The sequence below is a fragment of the Clostridium gasigenes genome (assembly GCF_017348895.1).
GTDB lineage: Bacteria > Bacillota > Clostridia > Clostridiales > Clostridiaceae > Clostridium > Clostridium gasigenes.
Window position 1 is genome coordinate 506608 of sequence record NZ_CP071376.1, and the last position, 24984, is coordinate 531591.

A 24984-nucleotide genomic window follows, 5' to 3' on the forward strand; every position below is an offset into this window, starting at 1 on the left:
CCTCCAATTCATACTTTATATATTTATAATATCAAAAGCTATGTTAATCTATTGTTAATGGCTTAGTCTTCTCGAAGCCTTTTACTGATTGCATAGTTTATAATGCCTTAAATGCCATATAAAATTTTGCACCTTTCCCACTTTCACTATCTACAAATGTAATACCCTCGCTGAGGTTAGTTATTTGATACACAAGGCTAAGACCTATCCCATATCCATCTTTCTTTAAATTTCCACCTCTATATTCAAAGTTGAAGATCTTATCAATAATTTCTTTATCTATGCCTTTTCCACCATCCTCAACACAAATTATAGCACTTCCATTTTTGTTATATGCCTTAACTATGATTTTACTATTATCACCATACTTTATTGCATTTTCTATAAGATTACATACAGCTCTATATATCCAAATCTCTCTACTTTTTATAGTAGGTATTTCCTCTTCATCTATTTTAAGTTCTATATTATTATAAACTTTACTATATATATCAACAGCTTCAGCACAAACAAGTCCTAAATCTACTTCCTCATCATATTTTATATCCTCTGTTGCATTTAATGCTAAAATATCATCTAAACTACAGCTCATTTTATCAATTAGTCCTATTAATTCATCACGTTCTCCTAGTTGTATTTTGGCTCTTAATATTGCTAAGGTATTCTTTTGCTCATGACTTATGTAGGAGTTAATACTATTTGCTTCTTTTAATAACATTTTTATTTTTTGTGATGACTTAGCTAAAGCACTTCCTACGCCACTAAGCTCTCCTTCAAATATATTTTCATCTATTTCATCTATATTCCCATTAATTATATCTGGCAAAGAACATGCTATTTTCTCTATAGGATATATTACTTTTCTACTTATAAATTTTGATATTAATATAGATATCACCATGACAATTGCAAATACTACTAACATTACCACCATACCATTAGAAATTATTTCTTTATTATAAGTTTTCTGCATATCACTATTTGTAATCACCTTAGCTGGTAACTCTGCTATTTTAGTTGAAACAGATCCCTGCGTTATGGCAGTACTAATCTCAGCCTGACTATATGAAATAAAATAACTATTTATATTAGATATAGGTTTATCTATTTTATTAATTAAAATAAATCCTAATATTAGTACTATCATAGTAATAAAAAAGGCATAAGTAATTAATAGTATGTTTAGCTTTCCTTTATAATTTAATCTTTTTCCCATATTCTATATCCTTTCCCTTTTAAGGTTATTAAAATATCTTTTTCTGCTCCAATTTTTAACTTCTTTCTTAAATTAGCTATATGTACCCTAAGTACTGATGAAAACTGGTCAAAAAACTCATCATATACATGTTCTGTTATACTTTCACTAGATACTACACTCGGATGATTATTTGCAATATACTCTAATATATCAAATTCTTTAGCTGATAATTTTACTTCTTTTAACTTATAACTAACTACTCTAGTTTTCGGATTTATTAATAATTCGCCTATTTTTATTTCTGAATTTACTCTTCCATAAAGTCTTCTTACAACTGCATTTATTCTTGCCCTTAACTCTATTAAATCAAAAGGTTTTACTATATAATCATCTGAACCTAAATCTAACCCCATAGCTCTTTCCTTTACCTCATTTCTAGCAGTAATAATTATTACTGGTGTTGTTATTCCAGTTTCTCTTATACTTTTTAAAACTTCAAGTCCATCTTTATCAGGTAAATTTAAATCTAATAAAATAGAATCATATTCATTAACAAATATTTTTTCTTCGCCATCTTGTCCTGTATTTGCAATATCTGATGAAAACCCAAACTCTTCAAGCCCTCTTTTTACTACACTTGCTAATTCTTTATCATCTTCTATAATAAGTATTCTCATACTTCACCTCTTTAAATCTATTTCGATTAATTATAATATAATTAATGTTAATCTAATGTTAACCTACTTAGGCATTTCCAAATAAATAACAAGTAAGTATTCTTGTTATTTATTTGGAAATGCCTTATTTGCATAAACTAATGTTATTGCTTGTTTAAATGCGATCTATTTCAAATATTCTAAAACTGGATCTTTACCATTAATAAAATCATAAATCCCTACTTCTACATTTATATCTGGCAATAAAGAATCACTATTATCATCCTCTATTAAATTATAATATTCTGTAGAATATGTTATTAAAAATTTACTGTTTGGCAAATTAAACTTTTCTATTTCCCCATAACAGTTAGGCTTTCCTCCAGTAGGCTCTCCTATTAAAGTTGCATTTGTATTATTTTTAAATGAAAATGCATTTAAAAGTGCTGATGAAAACGTATCTCTTCCTATAACTACAAATAATTTTTCATTATCATTTATTTTATCATTTTTTTGAACATATTTTATAAATGGTTCTAGTAATCTTGAATCTCCGCCTGTATTATTCCTTAAATCTATTACTAACTTATTAACATTATTTTCCTGCATAAATTTAATAATATTTCCAGTAAAATCCTCTATTGACTCTTCTAAAACATCTCTACAGGAATTATATTTAAAATATAATATCTGTTTCTCCTCTAAATACTTAAACCAATAATTTTTATGATTATTCTTTCTATACAAAGGTATTTTATTAAATAGCTCTTTATCGTTCTTATTGATATTACATTGTTCTTTATTCTCACTATCTAGTAGAAGTAACTCATTATACTTATTTATATCTACTGAATTTATATTTCTAGTTTTAATTTCACCATTTAATCCTTCAAACTTCATACTGCAATTTTCTATATCATCAATAATCATTAATCCATATAAGATCTCAACAGCTTGAAGATATTTAACTATATTTGCTTTTAAGTATGATTTATTTTCGTGAGATATAATTTCTGTTAATTCCTCTAGAACTTCATTTATAGGTACATTATTAATTTCAATAACCTTGGAATATTCTAATTCCTTATATTCACCTAAAGTTTTAATTACATATATTCCTTCCTTAAACCAATAAAATTCTAGTGGTAGCAAATAATTCATCGGTAACTTAACAGCCGTATGTGCATCTCCTATACTAGCAATAACTCTACTTATTTCAACTTTCATATCATTATAATCTAGCTTTTCTATCCTGCCCTTAAGCTCTTTTATATTATTCTCAAAACTTTCTCTAGTTATATTAAAAAATAAATTTTTATGTTTATTTATTAGAGTCTCCTTTAAAAATTCAATATCCTCATTCCACTTATCTATCCACATATTAATACTCCTTCCTAAATTTATCCACAGATTCAAGATATATAATATACTCTACCCTGTTAACTAATTATTTTTTGAAAATTGATAAGGCATCGTAAAATAAAAAAAACAACTCTATATAAATAGAATTGCTTTAATATTCTTCAAATAAAGCCACTATAATATTATTTCTTTATAAGTAATAATATTATAGATATGGCACTAAAAGTTAAACTGATAATATTTATGTATGTTACTACTTGTCTTTGACTAAACCCTTTTTCTTGTAACCTGTAATGTATTTGACTTCTATCTGCTTGATATACTGGTTTTCCTTCTAAAAATCTTTTAACTATAACAAACAAATTATCAAATATAGGTACTGCCAGTGCTAATATTGGTATAAATAAACTCAGTACTGTGGCTTGTTTAAAAGCACCATCTAAAGCTATTATACTTAATATAAAACCTAATAAATTAGCTCCTGAATCTCCCATAAATATCCTTGCTGGATATCTGTTATACACTAAAAATCCAACTATTACTCCTGCTAACATTAGTGATATAATTGCTGAATCTCCTTGGTTTAATATTAAGGCTGCACCCGCAAATGTCATGGCTGATATAAATGATAACCCACCCGCTAGTCCGTCCATACCATCTGACCAATTTATTACTGTAGTCACCCCAAAAATCCACGTTATTGTAAGGGTGAATTGCAACATCATACTTAACTCTGTATATATTCCTGTAAAAGGATTTGTGAATCCTATAAAAACTATTCCGCATTTAAAAACTATAACAGCTGCTAAAAGCTGTATTATTAATCTTGGATATATAGGAAACTCTTTTCCATTAGACTTGTAATAATCATCAACTAATCCAATTGATAATATTAATGATCCACCAATAAACACACCTAATTTTTCAGTTATATTCCCTTGATTTACAAACAAATAAATTGCAAAAAAACCAATATACATAGCAATTCCACCACAAAGTGGTATTTCGCCCCTATGCTTTTTTCTTTCTGTTGGCTTATCTGTAAAATTATATTTTATAGATAACTTCATTAGTATTGGAGTTACTAGATATACTATTAAAAATGCCAGTATAAATGCCAATATATTTTTCATATAAATTCGACTCCTTAGCTTTTAGGCATCTATTAAATAATAACTATTTAATATACTAGTCTATTTTGTGCCGTATTATGTTATAAAATAATTTCGTCATAAAAAGATACTCTCTTTTTTATTATACTATTATTCCACATTTATATCAATTACAAAAATATTACTTTAATGTTACATTTCCTAATACCTCAATCCAACTAGTATCATCAAATAATTTGCAACGTTTAGAAAAGCTCTCGCTCTGCCCATTCTCTTTCCTCTGCTGTAAGTGATCTGTTACTTGTGTTGCTTCCTTGGCTCCATCTGCTTGCTTTTTCTTCCTCTCCATTTACCTGATTCGTTCTATTATTTCTATATCCATTAAAACTACCAGCTGTAGATTCCAAGTTGTTATTAATTACGCAAGATTTCATATTCATATTAAATTCATTTACATACCCTTCAAACTTTGTCCCAAATAATGTTTCTGGCCTCAAATACTTTTCCATATTATTGTCTAGCCACTCATTAGCCTTTGCACTAATTATATTTTGGAAATCTTCCAAGCCATAACCTTCCTTAATCCTTGCATTTATTAGCTTTTGATTCTTAACTGTTGTCACCTTATAATTTGTTCCACACCTCATATTTAAATACTCAATTACATAATGATACAAGGGCTTTTCACTAACACTATTCCTATCATCATTACTTGCCTTAGCTTCCTCATTACTAAAACTATTTTGTTTATGCTCCTCTAGATTTTTATAACTATCATTTGTTTCATTATCTTCAATAACATCTACTGAAGTTTCCTTTGTATTTATTTTAATATCCTGTAAATTTATATTTAAGCTTTTATTTTCTTCATAAATTTCATTTATTAAAGGAGCTTGTCCTATTTCGATGTTTTCCATGTTTTCACCCTTTGCTTTTCCCTCAAATTTATCTTCGTTAACTTTTATAATCCTACGTTCTACTGTTTTATTATCATTCTTATAAATCATTTTTATATTTATGTATCCCTTAGTCTTTAAAGCCTTAATTACCCCAGAGCATCTACCCTTGCTTAACCCACTGAATGTCATAAAATGAGTATTTCCTGCATAACATCCATTTATTCCATCTAATGATGATATCTCAACTAAAAACACTTTTTCTGTAAGTGTTAGCCCTTTATCTAACCAAACCTTAGCCGGTATCCAAACTCCCTTAAATGCTCTATCCATAAAAATCACTCCACCCTTTTTTATTTTTATATTTGTTCCCCTTACTTTTAATATATGCAGTAACATAACTTTTTGAAAATATTTTTATTTGTGGATTTTCCTAGTTACTTTTTCTTTTCTTAATCCCTAATATAATTTTTTATTGTATTTTATTCATTTTTAAATTTACCTTTTTTTGTCTGCAAGACAATATATCTAATCTATCTTAACTTGTATTATTAGCTTGTATTACTTACTTTAACGTTTATGGAACACCCTATACCTATTTATGGAATACCTTATATCTATTTATTGAACAGGCTATATGTATTTATGGACCACCCCTATGTGAATTTTTGGAACAGGTATTTTATATTTATTTTGATATTAGATTAATTTACAAACAAAAAAATCTAGGAGTTTTATTTACTCCTAGATCTTTATTCTTAAATTATTCTTTAAACAACTATTCACTAATTCTAAATCAAAAATTCTATGCCCGTGCTTTTTACTTTCTTATCCAAGTCACAGTTGACCTTTAAATTTCCTCGATAATGCAGCTATGTTCTTTAGTCTCAGAATTGTAGCAAATTCCTACTGCCAGCACCTTTTTATCTTTATATTCTTTTGCAAACTTTTGCGCATATTCTTTTTCTCTTATTTGTTTTATAGCCAGCTCTGGGCTATTATCCTTCTTTAGCTCAACTATAAATGGAATATCATTTTTACGTCTTGGATGAAATGAAAAATCAACATACCCTTTTCCACTCTTTTCTTCACGTTCAACTCTATAAGTATCACGAGCTGAAAGATAGGCAAGTGTTAGAACACATGATAAACTATTTTCATCACTATACTTAAGTATTGGGATTTCAGCATTGTGAATATCATGAAGGATTTCTACAACTGTTTTTGTATCACCGCTCACTGTAGCCTTTAACATCTTCCTTGAGTTTTCAATTATTTCCGAAACATACCCAAAGGATTCATCGCTTAAAGCTTTTTGAAACTCTTTCATAAGTTCTTGATTAGGTATCTTTAAATACCCATCATAATATGATAAGAACCCAAGAACTATCATTGCAGAATATATTTCCTCTTTAGTTTTCGGAGTTCCTTGCCCTGCTCTAAACTCTTCATCTATAGTTATATCAATTTCAGAACCAGATATCATTTTTATAACATCATCACGAATTTCTAAAGTATTATATTTAAGATATTCTAACACTTCATCCATGGCACCAGTGTTAGTCCAGTAACTTTTACACTTTTTATTTTGCAATGATTTAACAACTGAACGTGGATTATACATTCTTACTCCTTGCTCATTAACATATCCATTATACCACTGACTTATTTCACTAAATGAAAGAACATTTTCTCTATTACAAAGCTCAATTACTTCATCTTCTGTAAATCCAAAATAATCTCCATATATCATATCATTAAGCATTGTATGTTCATCAAACATATTAAGCGCTGACCCACTAGAATATTTTTTTATTGGAAGAACTCCTGTCATATAGCAAAGTGCTACGTAAGGTTGATCCTTTAAAATATTTCTTAAGAATTCTAAAAAGTCATTTTGATTTTCTACATAAATGTTATTATTAAAAATGTAGTCCCACTCATCAAAAATAAATATAAATTTTTCATTTGTGGCAGATAACATATGACTTATGTTAAAATGTTTTTTAATTTCTAAATTAGGATACATGGTCTTTATATCATCTACTAATCCACTTTGGATTAAACCTATATAAGCGTCATAGGTTTTATTTTTATCTGGGATTGTATTAAAACTTATATTTATAACATTGTATTTATTTAAATGTTTCTCATAGCTATTAGCTTTACTTATTTTTAATGTATCAAACATACCATTTGAATCTACAGCCTTTGAATAGTATGCTCCAAGCATATCTGCAACTGATGACTTACCAAACCTTCTTGGTCTTGTTATACAAACATATTTGCCCTTAGTAGATATTCTATCATTAAGTAAAGTTATTATTTTTGACTTATCAACAAAATATTTTTCTTCAAATAACTCTCTATAATTTTCTAAAGGTTTATTTGTATTTAAATATATAGCCATGCTTTTCACCCCTAACACAATAATAGTATATCTATTTTAATTCTCTTAAATTATATATTTCCTCTACAAATCCCTATTTTGGTTTCATAGCTTCATTCATTATTATATTATATCCCATAACATATTTATTTAAAACAACAAAAGCTACAATAAAGTTTTTAGCTCTATTACAGTTGAATTGTTAAAATTATTATATTTTAGATACTACTTGCACCTGTCAAATCCTATTTTCTTCAGGGGCAATATCATCCTCAGAACACTCCACTTTTAAATTAAATAGCTTTATAGCATTTTTAAATATGAGCTTATCATGCTCTTCTTTTGAAATTGATTCACTAATGTCATTGAAATGTGGACTATAGAATTTATAGGTATCCAAGCCATCTATTGGACTATCTGACCCAAATAATATTTTGTCTGGTCCACAAATTTTTATTGCTTTAATAGTTTTCTCAGCCGAAACCCAAGTTGTGTCTCCATAAAGATTTGGAAGTTTTGAAATAAGTTCTATAGCTTCTTCATTATCTGTACCTAACCCCATGTGAACCATTACTATATTTACATCAGGATTTTTTTGCGCAACTTCATAGGCAACCATAGGACTACTCTCATAATCATTAGCAGTATGTGTAACTATAGGTAATGAGTATTTCCTTGCAAGTTCTATATATTTAGCCACTTCTGGACTATTGAAAGCAAGTTTTGAATGATACGGATGAACCTTTATTCCATAAACTATATCTCTATTTTTCACTATAAGTTCCTCAAATTCTTCAGTACATCCTTCAGTTGTTGGTTTTATCCAAAGAAGAGCTCCTAATTTTTTAGGATTTTTACGCACAAATTCAAGCAATCTCTCATTAAGCTCTCTTTGAGCAAACTGCTGTTCCTTAGGAATAGGTTTTTGTGTCTGATCAACCTCTGCCGCCTCAGCATTAGATACCAAAGAAAAGTCTATTCCATATTTTTTCATAGATTCTAAGACTATTTGTTCTGGCATATTAAAGTTAATAATTTCACCTATGTGTACATGTGAATCAATAATCATTTATAAATACCTCCTAACAATTTCATCTGTTTTTATAAACACTTCAAAGTATTCACGAGCATTTCATTTTTTTCTTCTAAGAAATTTTGACATTTACCTAAAACTTTCTCTAGCAATTCAAAGTTACCATTTACTTGGCTTTCTGTTAATCCTTTTTTGTAATCCACATTATACTCTTCATCAATAGCTATTAAATCAATATGTGATTCTATGCATTGTTTAAGCATTATAAATCTTCCAATTCTTCCATTGCCATCTTGGAATGGATGTATTGTTTCAAATTCACTATGAGATTTTACTATAGATTTAAAATCTTTATCTGATAATTCCCAAGAGCTAAGTAACTCATCAATTTTAATATCAACTTCCCAAGGTTGCGCTAAAACAACTGATGATCCACTAATCATATTAGGTATCTTTTTCCAGCAACCTGCAAAACCTCTTTCTTGATCTAAGCTATTCTTTTTTAATATAGAATGAAATTCTAATATTAACTTTTTGCTAAGCTTTTCACCTAAAGTATCAACTACAAAATCAAATAAATTTAAAGAATTTATAGTTTCAAAAACATCATCAAGTTTATGACTACCTTCTATAATTTGTCTCTTTAAGTATATATCCAAGTTTTCTCTAGTAAATGTACTTCCCTCTATTTTATTTGAGTGATAAAGAAACTCTTTCTTCAATTCATCATAAATTGAATTAGGGTATTTCTTAATTTCAATTATTTGATTAGATGTTAATCTCATTTCCAAATTTCTCCTTTCGCTCATTCTTATTCTAATAATCATATTTACTATTAATTATACCAATGTTATATATATATATTAATATTATTGACCAGTTAATGTTAACGGAACTTTTAAAATGATCACCATCTTCAGTTTTCTTATATCCTTCTGGTATATTCTCTACCATACGAACTTATCAGATGTTCCTATACTCCCATTTAAGCACTCTCTTTAAACGCTTATGTATCTTATTATTATATCCCATAACCTATTTATTTAAAATAAAAAAACTGCAATAAAGTTTTAGCTCTATTACAGTGCAATTGTTAAAATTATTGTATTTTAGATACTACTTTCACTTGTAAAATCCGGTTTCCCCTGATATTTCCAAAGGAAACTTGCCGACTGAGGTTGTTAGGTAATGAATCCAACTCAATTGGTCACGCAGTGAGTGACTATTTTTAAATGTTAAATAATTGTCTCCTCCTGAGAATAAGCTTTCAGCTTAATTAAATTAGAAATGATTTTTCAATACTTTTAGCTTTTAAAAGTCTATATTTCGCACAGCCTACCGGTGGGAACTTTTGAGTCGTCAGCTTGTCCGACACGAAATTGCTATTTATTTTCTTACTTTCAAACTCTATCCATTTTCTTACAAGGGTCCGACCCCGTTGTGAGGTAAGAATTACTGAACTTGCTAAACAAAAAAATCTAGGAGTTTTATTTACTCCTACATCTTCTTTCTTAAACTATTCTCTAAATAACTATTCACTAATTCCAAATCAAAATTTCTATGCCAGTCCTTCTTTTTTATTTTAAATGAAAGTGGAAATCCACTGAAGGGTCCAACTTAATTATTGCCGCAGTGAGTCAACCTTGTTAAAAATAAAGGGAGGCGTGTTTCACGCTCACCTTTGATAAATTACACATATGTAATTTATCATTAAACTTTAGTTCTTGAAGTTTGCTGTTAAAGTTCTCATATAATGCAACCGATTCTTGCTATACTCCTCACTAATAAGTGCGTTTTTCAATTTATCTCTAGTGTATATAATGCCTATAATTATGGTATAATTTAAAAGTACAGTTTAAAGATTCCATAATGAATAGTACGTTAAGACTATATAAAAGGGGGCCTATATACTTGAATGATAAATTTAAAAAGGAATATAAAATAAATACTTATGATGTTGATTCTAACCTAAAATGCAAATTCTCATCTTTAGTAAATTACTTATGGGATGTTGTTATCTCACAATCTGATTCTTTAGGTGAAACAGACCAAGGTTTCGTAAATAATAATTGTGTTTGGATTCTTTTAAAATATGATATACATATATATGAATATCATAATTTTAGAGAAACAATAAGTGTGGATACTGAAGTATTAGGTGGTAAGAAGTTTTATGGTTATAGAGGCTATACTATTAGAAATTCAGAAGATAAAATTATAGGTGAAGCTTTTTCTATAGCTATATTAATTGACCTTGATAAAAGGCGTCCTGCCAAAATATCTCCTGATCAATATGAAATATACGGAATTAAAGGTGATGTAAAAAAACCTATTCCTTTAGATGATATACCTGATATAGAGAAAATAGACTATTCTAAAGACTATCCTATTAGATATAGTGACATTGATTCAAATAATCATGTTAATAATGTGAAATATATGGAAATGTCAATAGATACACTGCCACGTTCTATTTCAAAAGAATATACCCTAATTAATATTAAGGTACTATTTAAGAAAGAAACATCTGATGGAGATACTATTAATGTTTCTACTGAAGTAATTAAAAATGAAACTGATGAACTTATTACTCTTCATACTATTATAGGTAATGAGAAAAAGCTTCTTACAAAGTTACAATTAAAATGGAAAAAGAATAGTTAATTATCTATTCTCAAAAAGCATAAAAACCTTAGCAAAGAGTTAATTTCAAAAATCACTCAACACTAAGGTTTTTACATGCTTTCTATCTATTATTTAATTCTTATTTTTTATCTAATTCCTTTTTTAATATACTATAAATTACTTATTTAAAGCTTCTAATAAACTTTCTAAGTTTAATCCATGTACTGTTGCAGCGTCTTCTATTGTTTCTGCTTGAGCTGATGGACATCCAACACATCCCATTCCAAAGCCCATTAATATTTCTGGAGCATTATCCTTTGCTCTTATTACTTCTCCTATAGTCATGTCTTTAGTTATCATAAAAATCACCTATCCTTTTAATATTTATTAAATTTAATAATTTTTTAATCTCTAATTTATTTAATATCATACTTTAGTTTTAATTCTTCTAATATAGCTAAATTCTCATCTTTTATATTAGTATTTTCATTTTCAAATTTTGCACATTCCTCGTTAAGTTCATCTATAGTTTCCTTCTTTAATTCTCTTTCTGCAAATTTATATACTACATTGTCTTCTTTATGAATGTGCCTCTCTAAAAGATTAGTATAAGAAACTGCATTTGCAATTACATCTAGCTTAGCTTCATTATTTCCTTCTTTTAAAGATTCTAATGCAGCTTCTAAATTTATCATATACAATCTTCCAAGATCATGTTCTACAAGCATTCCGTATTTAACTACTTTTTCTGCTGTTGCTCCTATTTCATCTACCATTCTATTAAATAACATTGTTTCTTCTTTTTTATGATGATGTGAATCTGCATAGTTTTTTATAAAATATATTACCTTATAAAAATCTTCGTAATTCACTTCTCCTCCTTCTAAAATACCAAAACAAGCTTTTCTAACAACCTTTAGCATTTGTTTAATATTTTTATGTTCTTCTATCATTAATTCTACTGCATTCATATTCACATTCTCCTATACTCTTCCTATTTCCATCCCATTATTTTCATCTTTAGTATATTTAAATTCATTATTCACTTCTGTAACAAAAGATTTTATCCATAAGTTTCTTAAATCATAAAAATAATTTACATCTCCATTTGCAGATTCCCAAATATCTTTGTGAACGCAAATTCTTCTTTTCCAAATAACTTTTTCTTCATCTTGTGATATAACTTCATTTACTCTATCACAAGGCATCCCATCTAAAATATAATCATTTACTGAATTAAATATATCAACAGCTGTATTTAATGATTTTCCCTCTTCTTTTACCTCTTTAGCAGCTTTTATACCTTGTCTTATATATAAATCTTCTAATTTTTCCTTTGAATTTTTTTTTTCTAAAAGTTTACCTGTCCATGTTGCAAGTCTTCCTTCTGCTGAATGTATTTTTTCTTGAAGCCATCCATGAATATTTGATGTATCAATCATTTCCTCAAGTGGAATCTTTGGTAACTTTTCTCCATATTTATTATTTATATCTTTTGATAGGCTTTCTATGTCTAAACCTTCATTTTTTGCTAAATCTATTATTTCTTCTTCTAAACCTTCAAACCAAACTATTTTATTAAATAACCAGTAATGAATTTTTCCTAAATATAAACTCATTTTTTCGTCCTCCTATATCTCATATTTATTTTCTAACATTAGTTTAACATTAATCTATAGTTTTATTCGGTAACATTTGTCACATTTAATTAAAATTTATAATCTACTGATACTCTTTCTTCTACAGACTTTTTAATAAACTCAGCTACTTTCACATGTTTTGGATGATTTATATATATATTTAGTTCTTCCATACTTTCAAATTCAGAACATGAACATTATTTAAAATAACATTCCAGTATAGATATTTCTTTTTTGTTCCATAAATTCATTTTCTTGTTACAAAAAAATGCAATAAAGCCTTTAATAAAGTGGTTTCTATGTCAAGGACAGTTAGAAAAAAATGCCTAAAAATGAATTGGAATATTTTTTATGGAAGATGTATGACAAGAAAGCACTGGTATTATACCGTTTATAGGTATTTACCAGTGCTTTAAATTATATTAATATATAAAATTAGTTTAACTAGATTTTAATCGGACATTCACCGATTTCTAGATATTTGTAATATTTATTTGGTAATGGCTTTATTACTAGCTTTTTTAACAAATGGATTTACTGATAAATCTTTCAATTGTTCATCTGTAAAATAGATTCTTCCCATATCTACAATCCTCCTTTAAAATATTTTACAATAAAAAAAGACCCTATAAAATAGAGTCAGTTAAATAAATGTTTAGCACTTTTTTTCTAACTGTCCATTCTATAGGTACCAATTAACTTTTCATCTTCTTCTAATAGCTTTTTTCCACCAAAAAAGGAGCCATACGGCTCCTTTTAAAATTATGATCTTGATTCTATCATTTCTTTAACTTTCATTAATCTAGTTAAAGCGCCTCTTTCATTTTCTTCAAGTTTCATTCGGATATACCTAATTGTTTCTTGAAGTTGAGGAATTGTCATATACTCAAGTGCATTAACTCTTCTTCTTGTTTTTTCTATTTCATCAGCCATAAGCTGAGTTGATTTTTCTACTTCTGCAAGTTCAAGTAATTTAGGAAGTATTGTATAAAGTTTTGAAATAGCATCATCTAGTTCTGATGATGTACTTGCAAAGCCGTATGGGAATATGCTTCCTTCATCCCCTTCAAGTTGTCTTTTAAAAGTCATTTTTGGAACATTAACACTCATTATGTTTTTGGTTCCTACTTCAACTGAAATACTTTCCTTAGGATAGGCAACTGCTTCTTCTAAGAATTCTGAACTCATTACGGCTCTCGCCATAACAAAATCCTTTAAAGAACCTTCAAGTTCAAATTCTACTGACTTTCTTAACTCATTTGTATATTTAACTAAGTTAATGAATTGTCTCATAAGCTCATCTTGCTTATCTTTCAGGAGTTTATGACCTCTAGTAGCTGTAATTAATCTTTTCTTCAGCTTAGTCATTTCCATTCTAGTAGGATTGACATTTAATATTGCCATATTCTACTCTTCATCTCCCTTTGGCATATACTTTTCAAGGTATTCATCTCTAATTCTCTTAAGCTCAGTCTTTGGAAGAATCTTAAGTAATTTCCATCCTAGGTTTAAAGTTTCTTCTATACTTCTATTAGATGTAAATCCTTGTGCAATATATTGCTCTTCAAAAGCTTCTGCAAATTTAGCATATTTCTTATCTGTATCTGAAAGAGCTGACTCTCCTAAGATAGCTGATAATTCTTTTGCTTGTTTACCTTGTGCATATGCTGAGAATAATTGGTTCATAGTATCGGCATGATCTTCTCTTGTCTTGTTTTTACCGATTCCCTTATCCTTAAGTCTTGAAAGTGATGGAAGAACATCTATTGGAGGCATTATACCTTTTTTATATAATTCTCTTGAAAGAATTATTTGTCCTTCTGTAATATATCCAGTTAAATCTGGAATTGGATGAGTTTTATCATCTTCTGGCATTGTAAGTATTGGAATTTGAGTGATTGACCCTTCTCTTCCTTTAATTCTTCCAGCTCTTTCATATAAAGTAGAAAGATCTGTATAAAGGTATCCTGGATATCCTCTTCTTCCTGGAACTTCTTTTCTTGCTGCAGATACTTCTCTTAATGCTTCAGCATAGTTTGTTATATCTGTCATAATTACAAGAACTTGCATTCCTTTTTCATATGCTAAATATTCAGCACATGTTAATGCCATTCTTGGAGTTGCTATTCTTTCGATAGCTGGATCTGATGCAAGATTCATAAATAAAACTGCACTATCTATTGCACCAGTCTTTTGGAATTCATCAACGAAGAATTGAGATTCTTCAAATGTGATTCCTATAGCTGCAAATACAACTGCGAAACTTGAGCTTGAGTTTAAAACTGTCGCTTGTCTTGCAATTTGAGCTGCAAGCTCTTTATGAGGAAGTCCAGATCCTGAGAATACAGGTAACTTTTGTCCTCTAACTAGAGTATTTAACCCATCTATTGCAGAAATACCTGTTTGAATGAATTCTGATGGAAAATCTCTTGAAACTGGGTTTATAGCTTCTCCATTAATATCTAGTCTTTTATCTGGTATTATCTTAGGACCATCATCTATTGCATTACCCATACCATCAAATATTCTTCCTAGCATATCTTCTGATACACCAAGTTCAAGTGGTCTACCTAAGAATCTAGCTTTAGTTCCCTTTAAGTTAATTCCTGAAGAACCTTCAAAAATTTGAACCATTGCTTTTGATCCATTAATTTCAAGAACTTTACCTCTTCTTTTCTCACCAGTTTGAAGTTCAATTTCAACTAATTCGTCATATTTAACGCCTTCAACACCTTCAACTACCATTAAAGGTCCAACAACTTCAGTTACTGTTCTATATTCTTTAAGCATTTTGAACCCCTCCTTCATTGATTAATGTATCTATTTCAGCTTTTAATTCTTCTGCAATATTATCCATTTTAGAAATTTCATCTTCATGGATATATTTACTTCTTGCTACTTTATCTCTTACGTCATCTAATTTTAATACCTTATCTAAGTAAACTCCTGCATCTAAAGCTCTTTCAGCTTCACTACTAAATAAAAGTATTAACTTAAGCATTTTATATTGCTTAGCAAGAGAAGAGTAAGTATCTATTTCATGGAAAGCATTTTGTTGAAGATAATCTTCTCTTATTGACTTAGCAACTTCAAGTTTTAATCTATCTCTTTCTGATAATGCTTCTATACCTACAAGTCTAACTATTTCATCAAGTGCTGATTCTTCTTGCAGAATAGACATTGCATTTTGTCTTAATTCTGACCAATCAGAAGCTACTTCTTGATTCATCCATGTACCTATAGTATCTTCATATAATGAATATGAATTTAACCAATTAATTGATGGGAAATGTCTCTTATATGCAAGTTGTGCATCTAGTCCCCAGAAAACTTTAACTATTCTAAGTGTTGCTTGTGATACTGGTTCAGATATATCTCCTCCTGGAGGTGATACAGCACCAATTGCTGTGATAGAACCTTCTCTGCCATCTGTACCTAAACAAATAACCTTACCAGATCTTTCATAGTAATCAGCAAGTCTTGAACCTAGGTATGCTGGATATCCTTCATCCCCTGGCATTTCTTCAAGTCTACCTGACATTTCTCTTAAGGCTTCTGCCCATCTTGATGTTGAATCAGCCATTATTGAAACTGCATATCCCATATCTCTAAAATACTCAGATATTGTGATACCAGTGTATATACAAGCTTCTCTAGCAGCAACTGGCATGTTTGAAGTATTAGCTATAAGAACTGTTCTCTTCATTAAACTTTCACCAGTCTTTGGATCAATAAGTTCTGGGAACTCATTAACAACGTCTGTCATTTCATTTCCACGTTCTCCACATCCAACATAAACAACGATTTCACTATCGCCCCATTTAGCTATAGCATGTTGAACAACTGTTTTACCTGCTCCAAATGGTCCTGGTACTGCAGCGGCTCCTCCTTTAGCTATTGGGAAGAATGTATCTATAACTCTTTGTCCTGTAACCATTGGCGCTTCTGGTTTCATTTTTCTTGCAAATGGTCTACCTTTTCTTGCAGGCCATTTTTGCATAAGCATTAAATCTTTAGGGCCTTTTTCAGTTTCTACAACACATACTGTTTCTACAACTGTAAATTCTCCAGCCTTTATTTCTTTAATAGCTCCTTTAACACCAAATGGTACCATTATTTTATGAAGTATAACTGCTGTTTCTTGAACTGTTCCAATAACATCTCCAGCTTCAACTATATCTCCAACTTTAGTTGTTGGTACAAACTCCCACAGTCTTTCTCTATTTAAAGATTTAACTGAAACACCTTTCTTTAAGAATGGTGAATTAGTTGCCTTTTCTATTGCATCAAGTGGTCTTTGTATTCCATCGAACATTGATTCAATAAGTCCAGGTCCTAGTTCTATACTTAAAGGTTCTCCTGTTGTAACAACTGGATCTCCCGGTCCTATTCCTGTAGTTTCTTCATAAACTTGGATAGAGGCTCTATCGTTTCTCATTTCAATGATTTCACCGATAAGTCCTGCATTACCAACTCTAACCATATCATATATATTAGCTTCTTCCATGCCTCCAGCTACAACTAAAGGTCCTGAAACTTTAATTATTTTTCCGGTCTTCAACTCTCTAACCTACCTTCCTATAAAATATTAACGCCAACAGCCTTTTCCACGCTATCACTTATTTTCTTCATACCTATGTTTAATGTTCCTTGATTGCTTGGAATTAATATCACAGCTGGAAGTACCTGCTTTGTGTAACGTTCAATAGTTTCTTCTATTTCTTGTGCCACTTGCTCAGTTACAAATATTACTGCGTAATCATTTTTAGCTAATCTATCTACAGCTATTCTAGCTTCATCAGCTCCAACTACTGGAAAAACATCTATGCCTAAAGCTTTAAATGCTAAAACTGAATCCTTATCTCCAACAACTCCAATTTTCTTATACATAAATATCACGCAGCCTTTCTCTTATTACTTCCTCAGCAATATTATTAAGCTTGCCAACCATTATAATTCTTATTATTTTAATTTCTGTTTCCTTTGCATAAATATATGATAATATTCGCTCTGGTCCAAAGGTAACAAGTTTCGAATCTTTCATAAGTGCCATAACATAGTTATCGCTTAACTTTTCTAAAAGATTTGCTGAATCTGTAGCTATATATCCTTCAATTCCTTCTTTAATCATATCTGAATAAATTGTACTTTGAAGTCTAACTATTATGTTCTCTGGTGATTCGTTAATTAATGCTACTAAATTATCCCTATCAATAGCTCCTCCAGAAATCATTACTAAAGAAGCAAAATCTCTATCTTTATTTTGTCTCTTTATTCTTAATAATGTCTTAATATTAGTTGAATCTATTAAAGCATTTACAATCTTATCTACAAAAGGATATTTAAGATTATTTTTTATTTCAACCATATTTTTAAACATATATTTATCCATAATAATATCTATTCTTTGAGGATCTTTTGTTACTTCAAAATCAGCCACAACTGCTTCTACAGCTACTCTATGTTCTTCACTTAGATCTTTATAATTTTCATTATCAATCTTACGTTTGACTTCATGTAAATCTTTATTTCCTAAATCTATAAACATATAAGATAAATCTTTTCCAAGGAACTTCCCTTTTAAGATTACCTTTAAGTTGTGATAATTATATTTAATACTCATCAGCTCAACAACAGATTTTACTGGGCAAAGTTCATACATAAGATTATATACTCTTTTTAGCTCAGCACTTAATACTTCTTCATAATCAGTAGCTCTCTTAACAGTTGACATCACACCCGCATACTCAGTTTCCCCAAGTATCCTTAATGCATCATCTGCAGAGTTAGTCTCAATCATTCTTTCTATTTTGGACTTATCAAGGAGTCTGGTTTCTAACACCCATATTCTTGACACAGCTCTGGTAAATTGCATTACATCCATCTGTTGCCTCCTTAATTAAATAATACACCAGCTACTTCAGACTCTAATTCTTCTCTTAGCGAATCAACTAGAGCTTCGTAAGTATTATTGATTTCTATCCCATTCTTTTGTAGGATAAATCCACCATTAAATTCTCTAGTTTGAGAACTTAATTTAATGTCTCCATTTATTCCTTTAGCCTTTAATGCCTCATTTAATTCTTTTATAAAAGCTTCATCTATGATATTCATACTCGCTTCATTAACTATTAAAGTCTCATCTCCATCTACTTTAATTGAAAGCACTGAATTCAAAATAAAATTCTTGAAATCTTCTTTTGAACTAGAACATAGCTTATCTATGCTTGTTTTAAAAATATCTTCAATAATTCCTTGTTTTGCACCTAACTTGTTATCTCTAACTTTAAGCTTTGCTGCAGATAGAATTCTTTCTTTTCTTGATTTAGCTTCTATTTGAGATTTCTTAGCCATTTCAGACTCTATTTCCTTAGCACTATTTATTTTTTTTGAAATTATAATATCTTTTTCTGCATTTGCTGTAGATACGATATTTTCATTTTTGTCTTTTGCATCTTTTAATATCTTAGAAATTATATTATTTAAACTTGACATAATTTTTTCTCTCCAATCTTAAAACACTTTGCTTACTAACATGAATGATATAACGAATCCAAGTAATGCGTAAGTTTCAACCATTGCTGCTAAAACGATACCTTTAGTATTATGTTCTGGTCTTTTAGCTAATATTTGAATAGCTGCAGCTCCAACTCTACCTTGTGCTATTCCTGACCATAATCCTGCGAAGGCTATTGGTAGACAAGCACATAATAAGTATAAACCTTGCTCAAAAGGCATTCCTGAAGCCATCTTATTAAATACTAAGAACCCTATAACGAATCCATATAAACCTTGTGTACCTGGTAATAATTGAAGCACTAATGCCTTACCAAACTTTTCTGGTTGTTCTGTTATTAATCCTGTAGCTGCTTCACCAACTATTCCAACACCTTTTGCTGAACCTATACCTGATAATCCAACTGCTAACGCAACACCTAATGCTGCAAATATAATTCCACCGTTATTTTCAATAAAAAACTTAATCCATGACATTTCCATTATTAATTCCTCCTAATTCCTTTTAATTTTTACATATTTATCTGAAGTTTTGAATGGTGTGAAAGGTTTTCCCCCACCTTCATAAAACTTTGAGAAATACTCAACATATTGTAATCTTGCTGTATGCACATAAGCTCCAAGTAATGATAATAATAAATTGAAGGTATGAGCTAATATAAATAATATAGGTCCAATTACTATGGCTGCTACACCTGGCATTTGTCCTATAAGCAGATTTAACGCTCCTGCTATAGATCCACCGGCAAGTCCTAGTGCCATAAGTCTTGTATATGATACTAAATCTCCTATATATCCTGTAATACCATACAATGAATATATACCTTGACCTATTCTAGCACCCTTTGATTCTTCGCTTCTTCCACCTGTTAACACAATGACAATCATACCAAATATCATTGTAACCATTGCTATTGTTGTAACAATCTTTGGAAGTCCAAACATTGGTCCAAGTGCCATTACGCCAATTGATACTAATGTAATTACCCATGATCCTACATCATAGAAGGCATCTAGCGGTTTTCCTAGTTTAATTAATGTATATGCTTTTAGTCCAAGCCCAACGAATATTTGAATAATTCCAAGTACTAGAGACAATATAAGCACAGTATTAACATCACGTGCGGGGTCTATTAATCCTTTAAACTTTATTAAATCTCCAAAGAAAGATCCGTACATTAGCCCAAAGGCTATTGTTGGAATACTTAAGAATAAAAAGAACTTTGCAAAATTTCTTTTATCTTCATCTAAATTTAAAGCTTTAAGTGCAAGCGTTGATGCTATAAGCACTATAAGACCATATCCAACATCTGCAACCATCATACCAAAGAATATTAAGTAGAATGGCACTAAAAATGGTGTTGGATCTAATTCATTATATTTAGGGAAACTATACATTTCTGTTATTTGTTCAAATGCTTTTCCCAGTGCTCCATTTTTAAGCTTAATAGGCACAATATCAATTTCTTCTTCTTTAACATCTTCAAAATTTAAGTAGTATTCATCTTTAATAGTTTCTTCACATATAGATTTTAACTCTTCATTATTCTCTATACAGTTCCACCCTTGAATAGTAACTATTGTTTCTGTTTTTAAGAAGTTATTATATTCTTTTTGTATCATAATTTTATTGTTATTATACTCATAAACCAATTCCATAATTTTCATTTCTTTATCAAAGCTTGATAATTCTTCTTGCATAAAGAATTTTTTTGATTTTAATTCTTCTATTTCATGTTTAAAATCAGTTATTAGTGTCATTGGCACTTCTCTTTGTTCTGTCTTAAAAGCACTAAATCCATATCCCCTAAGAACTTCTGAAACCTTCTCTTCATCTTCTTTGTTTGTTAAAATAAAGATATTGGTATCGTTGCTACTTCTTGATATTATCTCAATATATTCATTAGATAAATTCTCAAGTAAAGTCTCTTCATATTGCTTTGCAATTGTCCCTATAAAATGAGATACCATTTTTAATTCTTTTATTGAATCAAAAGTTGTATCTAATGTTTCAAAGGGTTGTAGAAGCTTTATTTCACCTTGTAATTTAACAACTTTAGCTTCTAATGCAACTAATTGTTGTTCTTTTCCTTTAACCTTTTCATAAATTGTTTCCCAATTAGATTCTTCAACTTTCTGGGATAATTCGTCAAGGGTTAATATTCCTCTACTTTCTTGCATTGCTTTAATTGCAGACTTTTTAGGCATGTAGTTCTTTAGAAATTCTAGGGCAAATTTAGCCTTTGATAAATTTTCTTCATATTTTGCATATTTTAAATCAACATCATCCTTTGAAAGGTTTTGAAGCACTTCATTCTTTTCTATAAGGTCCTCATCTTGCAAATTAACAAACTCTACATTTGAAAATCCTTGTATTTTACTAAGAAGTTCTTCTTTTTTTGATTCAAAGGTTAGCAAAGTGAATTTGTTCATCTTAACTATTGCCATGAATCTTCACTATCCTCTCAACAACTAATTTAATAGCCATATCTTTCTTTTCTTGTGACATATTATTAATGTCACCTACTTCTTTATTTCCTTTTATCAAAATAGGTTCTGCATCCTTTTCGCCTTGTTTAATCGCATCGTCTATAAGTTTATTCTTATTAGCTTTTGCAATTCCTAAGATTTTGTTATACTCTCCTTCTGCTTGAAGGGTAGCACTTTGAACAATTTCTCTGGCTTTAGCCTTAGCTTCTAAAATTAATTCCTCAGCTTTTGTTTCAGCTATTTTAATTTCATTTATTGCTTCTAACGCCAAAATCTCACCACCTTTTGCTATAATTACAAATAATATATGCATTAATACTTTATATAGTATTAAATACTTTTTCTTCTACTATTATACACTTTTTTAACAATAATTCAATACTTTTGTTTTAAATTATTAGTTAATAACTCTTTTTTTTGATTATATATACACTTTTTCTAGCTATTCAAAGCCCTTCTATTTTTAACAAATTTGACTTGTAACATCAATCACCTCACCCTCATGAGCAAACAAGAAGTAAGTTCTTTCCATGACTATCTCATCAGTATTGATAAACTTATTAATATTCACACTAAAAGTTTCCAATTGATAGTCTTTAAGAGAATATTTACCTCTTAGCTGACTTTTTATCTCTTGTTCTTGATTTTTTGTTAAAGGTCTTTCTAAGAAATCTGGCATTCCTCTCTTTTTATTAAAACTTAAGTAATCAAATTTTAAAATATCTCCTAAAATAAAATTATCTCCTTTTAATATTTCCAAATTGAAATCTAAAAATACTTTATAATACTCACTATTTCCAATATTTCTTTTAAAATAACCTTTTTTATCAAAGAAATTTCCTAAGGCTAAGTAAAAATCAAATGGATTTTTAAATTTTGGAATAAAGTATTTAATAATATTATTAAATTTTTGAGAGTTATAATATTTATCGACTACTCCTTCAACTTTCTTAAGTATTAGTAATTCATCATAACTTATATCTTTTGTACTTAGTATTTCATATGGAGGGTACGGTGAATATTTCATATCATATAAATGTGCTTCTTCCCTCATAGAAGACCCCTTAAGTAATTTTAAGAATCCTAACTGAATTTCCTCAGGTCTTATAATATAAACTTCATTAAATGATCGTTCAAAGGAATTATAATTTTCTCCTGGGAGCCCCGCTATTAAATCTAAATGTTGTTTTATGTTTTTTATTTCAAGAAGTTCACAAACTTTTTCTTTTATGTCACTGAAGTTAACAAAACGATTTATTCTGTTAAGTACATCGTCATTTGTGGTTTGAACTCCAACTTCAAATTGGAATCTATCTTTTGGTGCTTTTCTTAATAATTCTAATTCCTTTGATTTTAATATATCTGCTGATATTTCAAAATGAAATTGGGTATTTGTTTCTTCATTAATTAAAAACTCCCAAACAGCCATGGAAAATTTATGGTTACAGTTAAATGTTCTATCAACAAATTTAACTAATCTAACTTTTTTATCAATAAAGAATTTAAGTTCTTTTTTAACTCTTTCACTATCTAAAAATCTAACTCCATGAGTTGTGGATGATAAACAATATTTGCAATTAAAAGGACATCCTCTTGACCCTTCATAATATACTATTTTATTATCCAAATTTTCATTTTCTTCATAAGGAAAGATTATTTCATCCATATTCATTAATGGTCTTTTTCCATTTGCAATAACCTCTCCATTTTCTTTGTAATAAAGTCCTCTTATACTACTAATACTTTTTTTGCCAAGTTTATATTCTATAAATTCTCTATAAGTCTTTTCACCCTCACCCTCAATAATATAATCTCCAACTAATTCTCCAAGTATTTTATTGCTATCATAAGATACTTCTGGTCCACCATAAATAATTTCTATGTTTTTATCAACAATTTTTATAAGGTTTGATAGTTTTTTTATCATTTCTATATTCCAAATATAAGTAGAAAAAGCTACTACATCTGGCTTTTCTTTAATTATTTCTTCTAGGATATTTTCCTCCCTATCATTTATTGAAAACTCTCTTATTTGTGCTGTGTAGTCCATATCTTTAGTAAATGCTTTTAGATATCTAACAGCTAAGTTACTGTGTACAAACTTTGAATTAATAGCTGTAAGTAAAACTTTCATATAATACCTTCCTTTCTTTGTTTTATAATCAAATCAAGGCTTCTTCTTTAGGATCTCCAAATAAATAACTAGTCAGTATTCCTTTCTTTTGGCCCTGCCCGCCTTTGGTGTTACACTCTTTACTTATTTTATGATCCCTTATGATTATTTTAAAAGATGCCTATGTTAACTAATTTGTAATTTCTTGTTTTTCTTGCTGCCTTGGGATTTTTTCGCTTTAATATAATAAATTTCTTCCCAAAGTTTAGTTTCTTCTATTTTATAAGATTTTTCAAGCATTATTTTTGTATCTTCTATATTTGATTTGCAAAGTGGATTAATATTCTTAAACTCAAACTCTTGAACTTTACCTGAAGGTAATAATGCATTTATCTTATTATTAACTACAGTTCCAACTTCTTTGTTTATATCCCAAATACAAATTTCTCCTCCAACTTTTAAATATTTAGTTACTTCTTTTATTAAATTTATTCTTGAATTCATGCTCCACATACTGCTTAGATGGAAGAAAATCGTACAGGTATCATAGTCTTCCATAGTAAGTAGATGTCTTTGCTCACTTCCTATATAATCTACCGCTACTTCATCCTCTACATCCTTAGACAAATTATATATTACACCAAAACTTTCCCCCACATCTAAAACATCACCCTTTAACTTTACATCTGATAAATTAAGTATCATTGTTTTCCCCATTTTACTTCTCCCCTTTCCTTTATATGTTTTAAAAAAATATATATCTAGTCGATATTTTTTCAAATGACTTACATATATATTATATTACCATTTGCTTACAATTATTAACATTACTTTTTATATTTTATGTAATATCTATTTTTTTATTTTGAGAATACAAAAATCCTTTTTCTTTTACTTTTATTTATGTATAATTAAATAGCAATCGTTAAATATTGTAAAAAAAGGAGTGAGCTT

General features: G+C 29.1%; 24 protein-coding genes and 1 pseudogene. 1 reads left to right on the forward strand and 24 read right to left on the reverse strand.

Translation table 11 applies throughout. The annotated features are described in order from the left end of the window. Window positions 1-97: 97 nt before the first annotated feature. From J1C67_RS02430 to J1C67_RS02470, 9 genes are all read right to left on the reverse strand, one after another. Entirely contained in the window at window positions 98-1216 is a 1119-nt protein-coding gene (locus tag J1C67_RS02430) for a sensor histidine kinase (protein ID WP_167865665.1), read from the reverse strand. Next, window positions 1201-1875: a response regulator transcription factor gene (locus tag J1C67_RS02435; protein WP_167865666.1), complete on the reverse strand. Its 675-nt coding sequence runs from the start codon at window positions 1873-1875 to the stop codon at window positions 1201-1203. The genes J1C67_RS02430 and J1C67_RS02435 overlap by 16 nt, the downstream gene beginning before the upstream one ends. A gap of 165 nt (window positions 1876-2040) precedes the next feature. After that, window positions 2041-3234 (reverse strand): S41 family peptidase, encoded by a 1194-nt coding sequence (locus J1C67_RS02440; RefSeq protein ID WP_167865667.1) that lies wholly within the window; start codon window positions 3232-3234, stop codon window positions 2041-2043. A 164-nt stretch (window positions 3235-3398) separates the two neighbouring features. Next, window positions 3399-4349, reverse strand: coding sequence for an MraY family glycosyltransferase (locus tag J1C67_RS02445; RefSeq protein WP_167865668.1), 951 nt, complete (start codon window positions 4347-4349; stop codon window positions 3399-3401). A gap of 224 nt (window positions 4350-4573) precedes the next feature. After that, window positions 4574-5557, reverse strand: coding sequence for a conserved phage C-terminal domain-containing protein (locus tag J1C67_RS02450; protein WP_207253553.1), 984 nt, complete (start codon window positions 5555-5557; stop codon window positions 4574-4576). 517 nt (window positions 5558-6074) lie between these two features. Continuing rightward, complete coding sequence (locus J1C67_RS02455) at window positions 6075-7634, reverse strand: AAA family ATPase (protein WP_167865669.1); 1560 nt, start codon at window positions 7632-7634, stop codon at window positions 6075-6077. A gap of 217 nt (window positions 7635-7851) precedes the next feature. Next, window positions 7852-8682, reverse strand: a complete 831-nt coding sequence (locus J1C67_RS02460) for an amidohydrolase family protein (protein WP_167865670.1) — start codon at window positions 8680-8682, stop codon at window positions 7852-7854. A 32-nt stretch (window positions 8683-8714) separates the two neighbouring features. Then, window positions 8715-9431, reverse strand: coding sequence for a Fic family protein (locus J1C67_RS02465; RefSeq protein WP_167865671.1), 717 nt, complete (start codon window positions 9429-9431; stop codon window positions 8715-8717). 31 nt (window positions 9432-9462) lie between these two features. Then, window positions 9463-9600: a hypothetical protein gene (locus J1C67_RS02470; RefSeq protein WP_167865672.1), complete on the reverse strand. Its 138-nt coding sequence runs from the start codon at window positions 9598-9600 to the stop codon at window positions 9463-9465. Between the two features lie 957 nt (window positions 9601-10557). On the opposite strand from J1C67_RS02470, the gene J1C67_RS02475 reads away from it, so the two are divergent. After that, a complete protein-coding gene (locus J1C67_RS02475) occupies window positions 10558-11310 on the forward strand; it encodes an acyl-[acyl-carrier-protein] thioesterase (protein ID WP_167865673.1) in 753 nt (250 codons plus the stop codon). Between the two features lie 138 nt (window positions 11311-11448). On the opposite strand, the gene J1C67_RS02480 is transcribed toward J1C67_RS02475, so the two are convergent. The 15 genes and pseudogenes from J1C67_RS02480 to J1C67_RS02550 all read right to left on the reverse strand — a co-directional run bounded on the left by J1C67_RS02480 (window position 11449) and on the right by J1C67_RS02550 (window position 24747). Continuing rightward, complete coding sequence (locus tag J1C67_RS02480; RefSeq protein ID WP_089970874.1) at window positions 11449-11631, reverse strand: DUF1858 domain-containing protein; 183 nt, start codon at window positions 11629-11631, stop codon at window positions 11449-11451. A 56-nt stretch (window positions 11632-11687) separates the two neighbouring features. Then, window positions 11688-12242, reverse strand: a complete 555-nt coding sequence (locus tag J1C67_RS02485; protein WP_167865674.1) for a hemerythrin domain-containing protein — start codon at window positions 12240-12242, stop codon at window positions 11688-11690. 12 nt (window positions 12243-12254) lie between these two features. Then, window positions 12255-12890, reverse strand: a complete 636-nt coding sequence (locus J1C67_RS02490; protein ID WP_167865675.1) for a hypothetical protein — start codon at window positions 12888-12890, stop codon at window positions 12255-12257. A gap of 89 nt (window positions 12891-12979) precedes the next feature. Further along, a pseudogene (locus J1C67_RS02495) lies at window positions 12980-13090 on the reverse strand (Dabb family protein); the annotation flags it as partial. A 583-nt stretch (window positions 13091-13673) separates the two neighbouring features. After that, entirely contained in the window at window positions 13674-14315 is a 642-nt protein-coding gene (locus J1C67_RS02500) for a V-type ATP synthase subunit D (protein WP_089968923.1), read from the reverse strand. Window positions 14316-14318: 3 nt separating this feature from the next. Next, the gene (locus tag J1C67_RS02505; protein WP_167865676.1) at window positions 14319-15701 is read right to left on the reverse strand and encodes a V-type ATP synthase subunit B; all 1383 of its coding nucleotides are present in this window, start codon (window positions 15699-15701) and stop codon (window positions 14319-14321) included. Beyond that, window positions 15694-17472 carry a V-type ATP synthase subunit A gene (locus J1C67_RS02510; protein WP_167865677.1) on the reverse strand — a complete coding sequence of 593 codons (1779 nt, stop codon included), beginning with the start codon at window positions 17470-17472 and terminating at the stop codon, window positions 15694-15696. Before J1C67_RS02510 ends, J1C67_RS02505 begins: the two co-directional genes overlap by 8 nt. Window positions 17473-17489: 17 nt before the next feature. Continuing rightward, window positions 17490-17801: a V-type ATP synthase subunit F gene (locus J1C67_RS02515; RefSeq protein ID WP_089968950.1), complete on the reverse strand. Its 312-nt coding sequence runs from the start codon at window positions 17799-17801 to the stop codon at window positions 17490-17492. Then, window positions 17794-18795 carry a V-type ATP synthase subunit C gene (locus tag J1C67_RS02520; RefSeq protein WP_167865678.1) on the reverse strand — a complete coding sequence of 334 codons (1002 nt, stop codon included), beginning with the start codon at window positions 18793-18795 and terminating at the stop codon, window positions 17794-17796. The genes J1C67_RS02515 and J1C67_RS02520 overlap by 8 nt, the downstream gene beginning before the upstream one ends. 11 nt (window positions 18796-18806) lie before the next feature. Continuing rightward, entirely contained in the window at window positions 18807-19406 is a 600-nt protein-coding gene (locus J1C67_RS02525; protein ID WP_089968913.1) for a V-type ATP synthase subunit E, read from the reverse strand. Between the two features lie 18 nt (window positions 19407-19424). After that, window positions 19425-19910, reverse strand: coding sequence for a V-type ATP synthase subunit K (locus J1C67_RS02530; RefSeq protein ID WP_089968910.1), 486 nt, complete (start codon window positions 19908-19910; stop codon window positions 19425-19427). Window positions 19911-19922: 12 nt separating this feature from the next. Further along, window positions 19923-21875, reverse strand: a complete 1953-nt coding sequence (locus J1C67_RS02535; protein WP_167865679.1) for a V-type ATP synthase subunit I — start codon at window positions 21873-21875, stop codon at window positions 19923-19925. After that, complete coding sequence (locus tag J1C67_RS02540; RefSeq protein ID WP_167865680.1) at window positions 21862-22188, reverse strand: ATPase; 327 nt, start codon at window positions 22186-22188, stop codon at window positions 21862-21864. The genes J1C67_RS02535 and J1C67_RS02540 overlap by 14 nt, the downstream gene beginning before the upstream one ends. A gap of 192 nt (window positions 22189-22380) precedes the next feature. Next, window positions 22381-24051, reverse strand: a complete 1671-nt coding sequence (locus J1C67_RS02545; protein WP_167865681.1) for a B12-binding domain-containing radical SAM protein — start codon at window positions 24049-24051, stop codon at window positions 22381-22383. Between the two features lie 165 nt (window positions 24052-24216). Beyond that, window positions 24217-24747 carry a hypothetical protein gene (locus tag J1C67_RS02550; RefSeq protein WP_089968901.1) on the reverse strand — a complete coding sequence of 177 codons (531 nt, stop codon included), beginning with the start codon at window positions 24745-24747 and terminating at the stop codon, window positions 24217-24219. Window positions 24748-24984 lie beyond the last annotated feature (237 nt).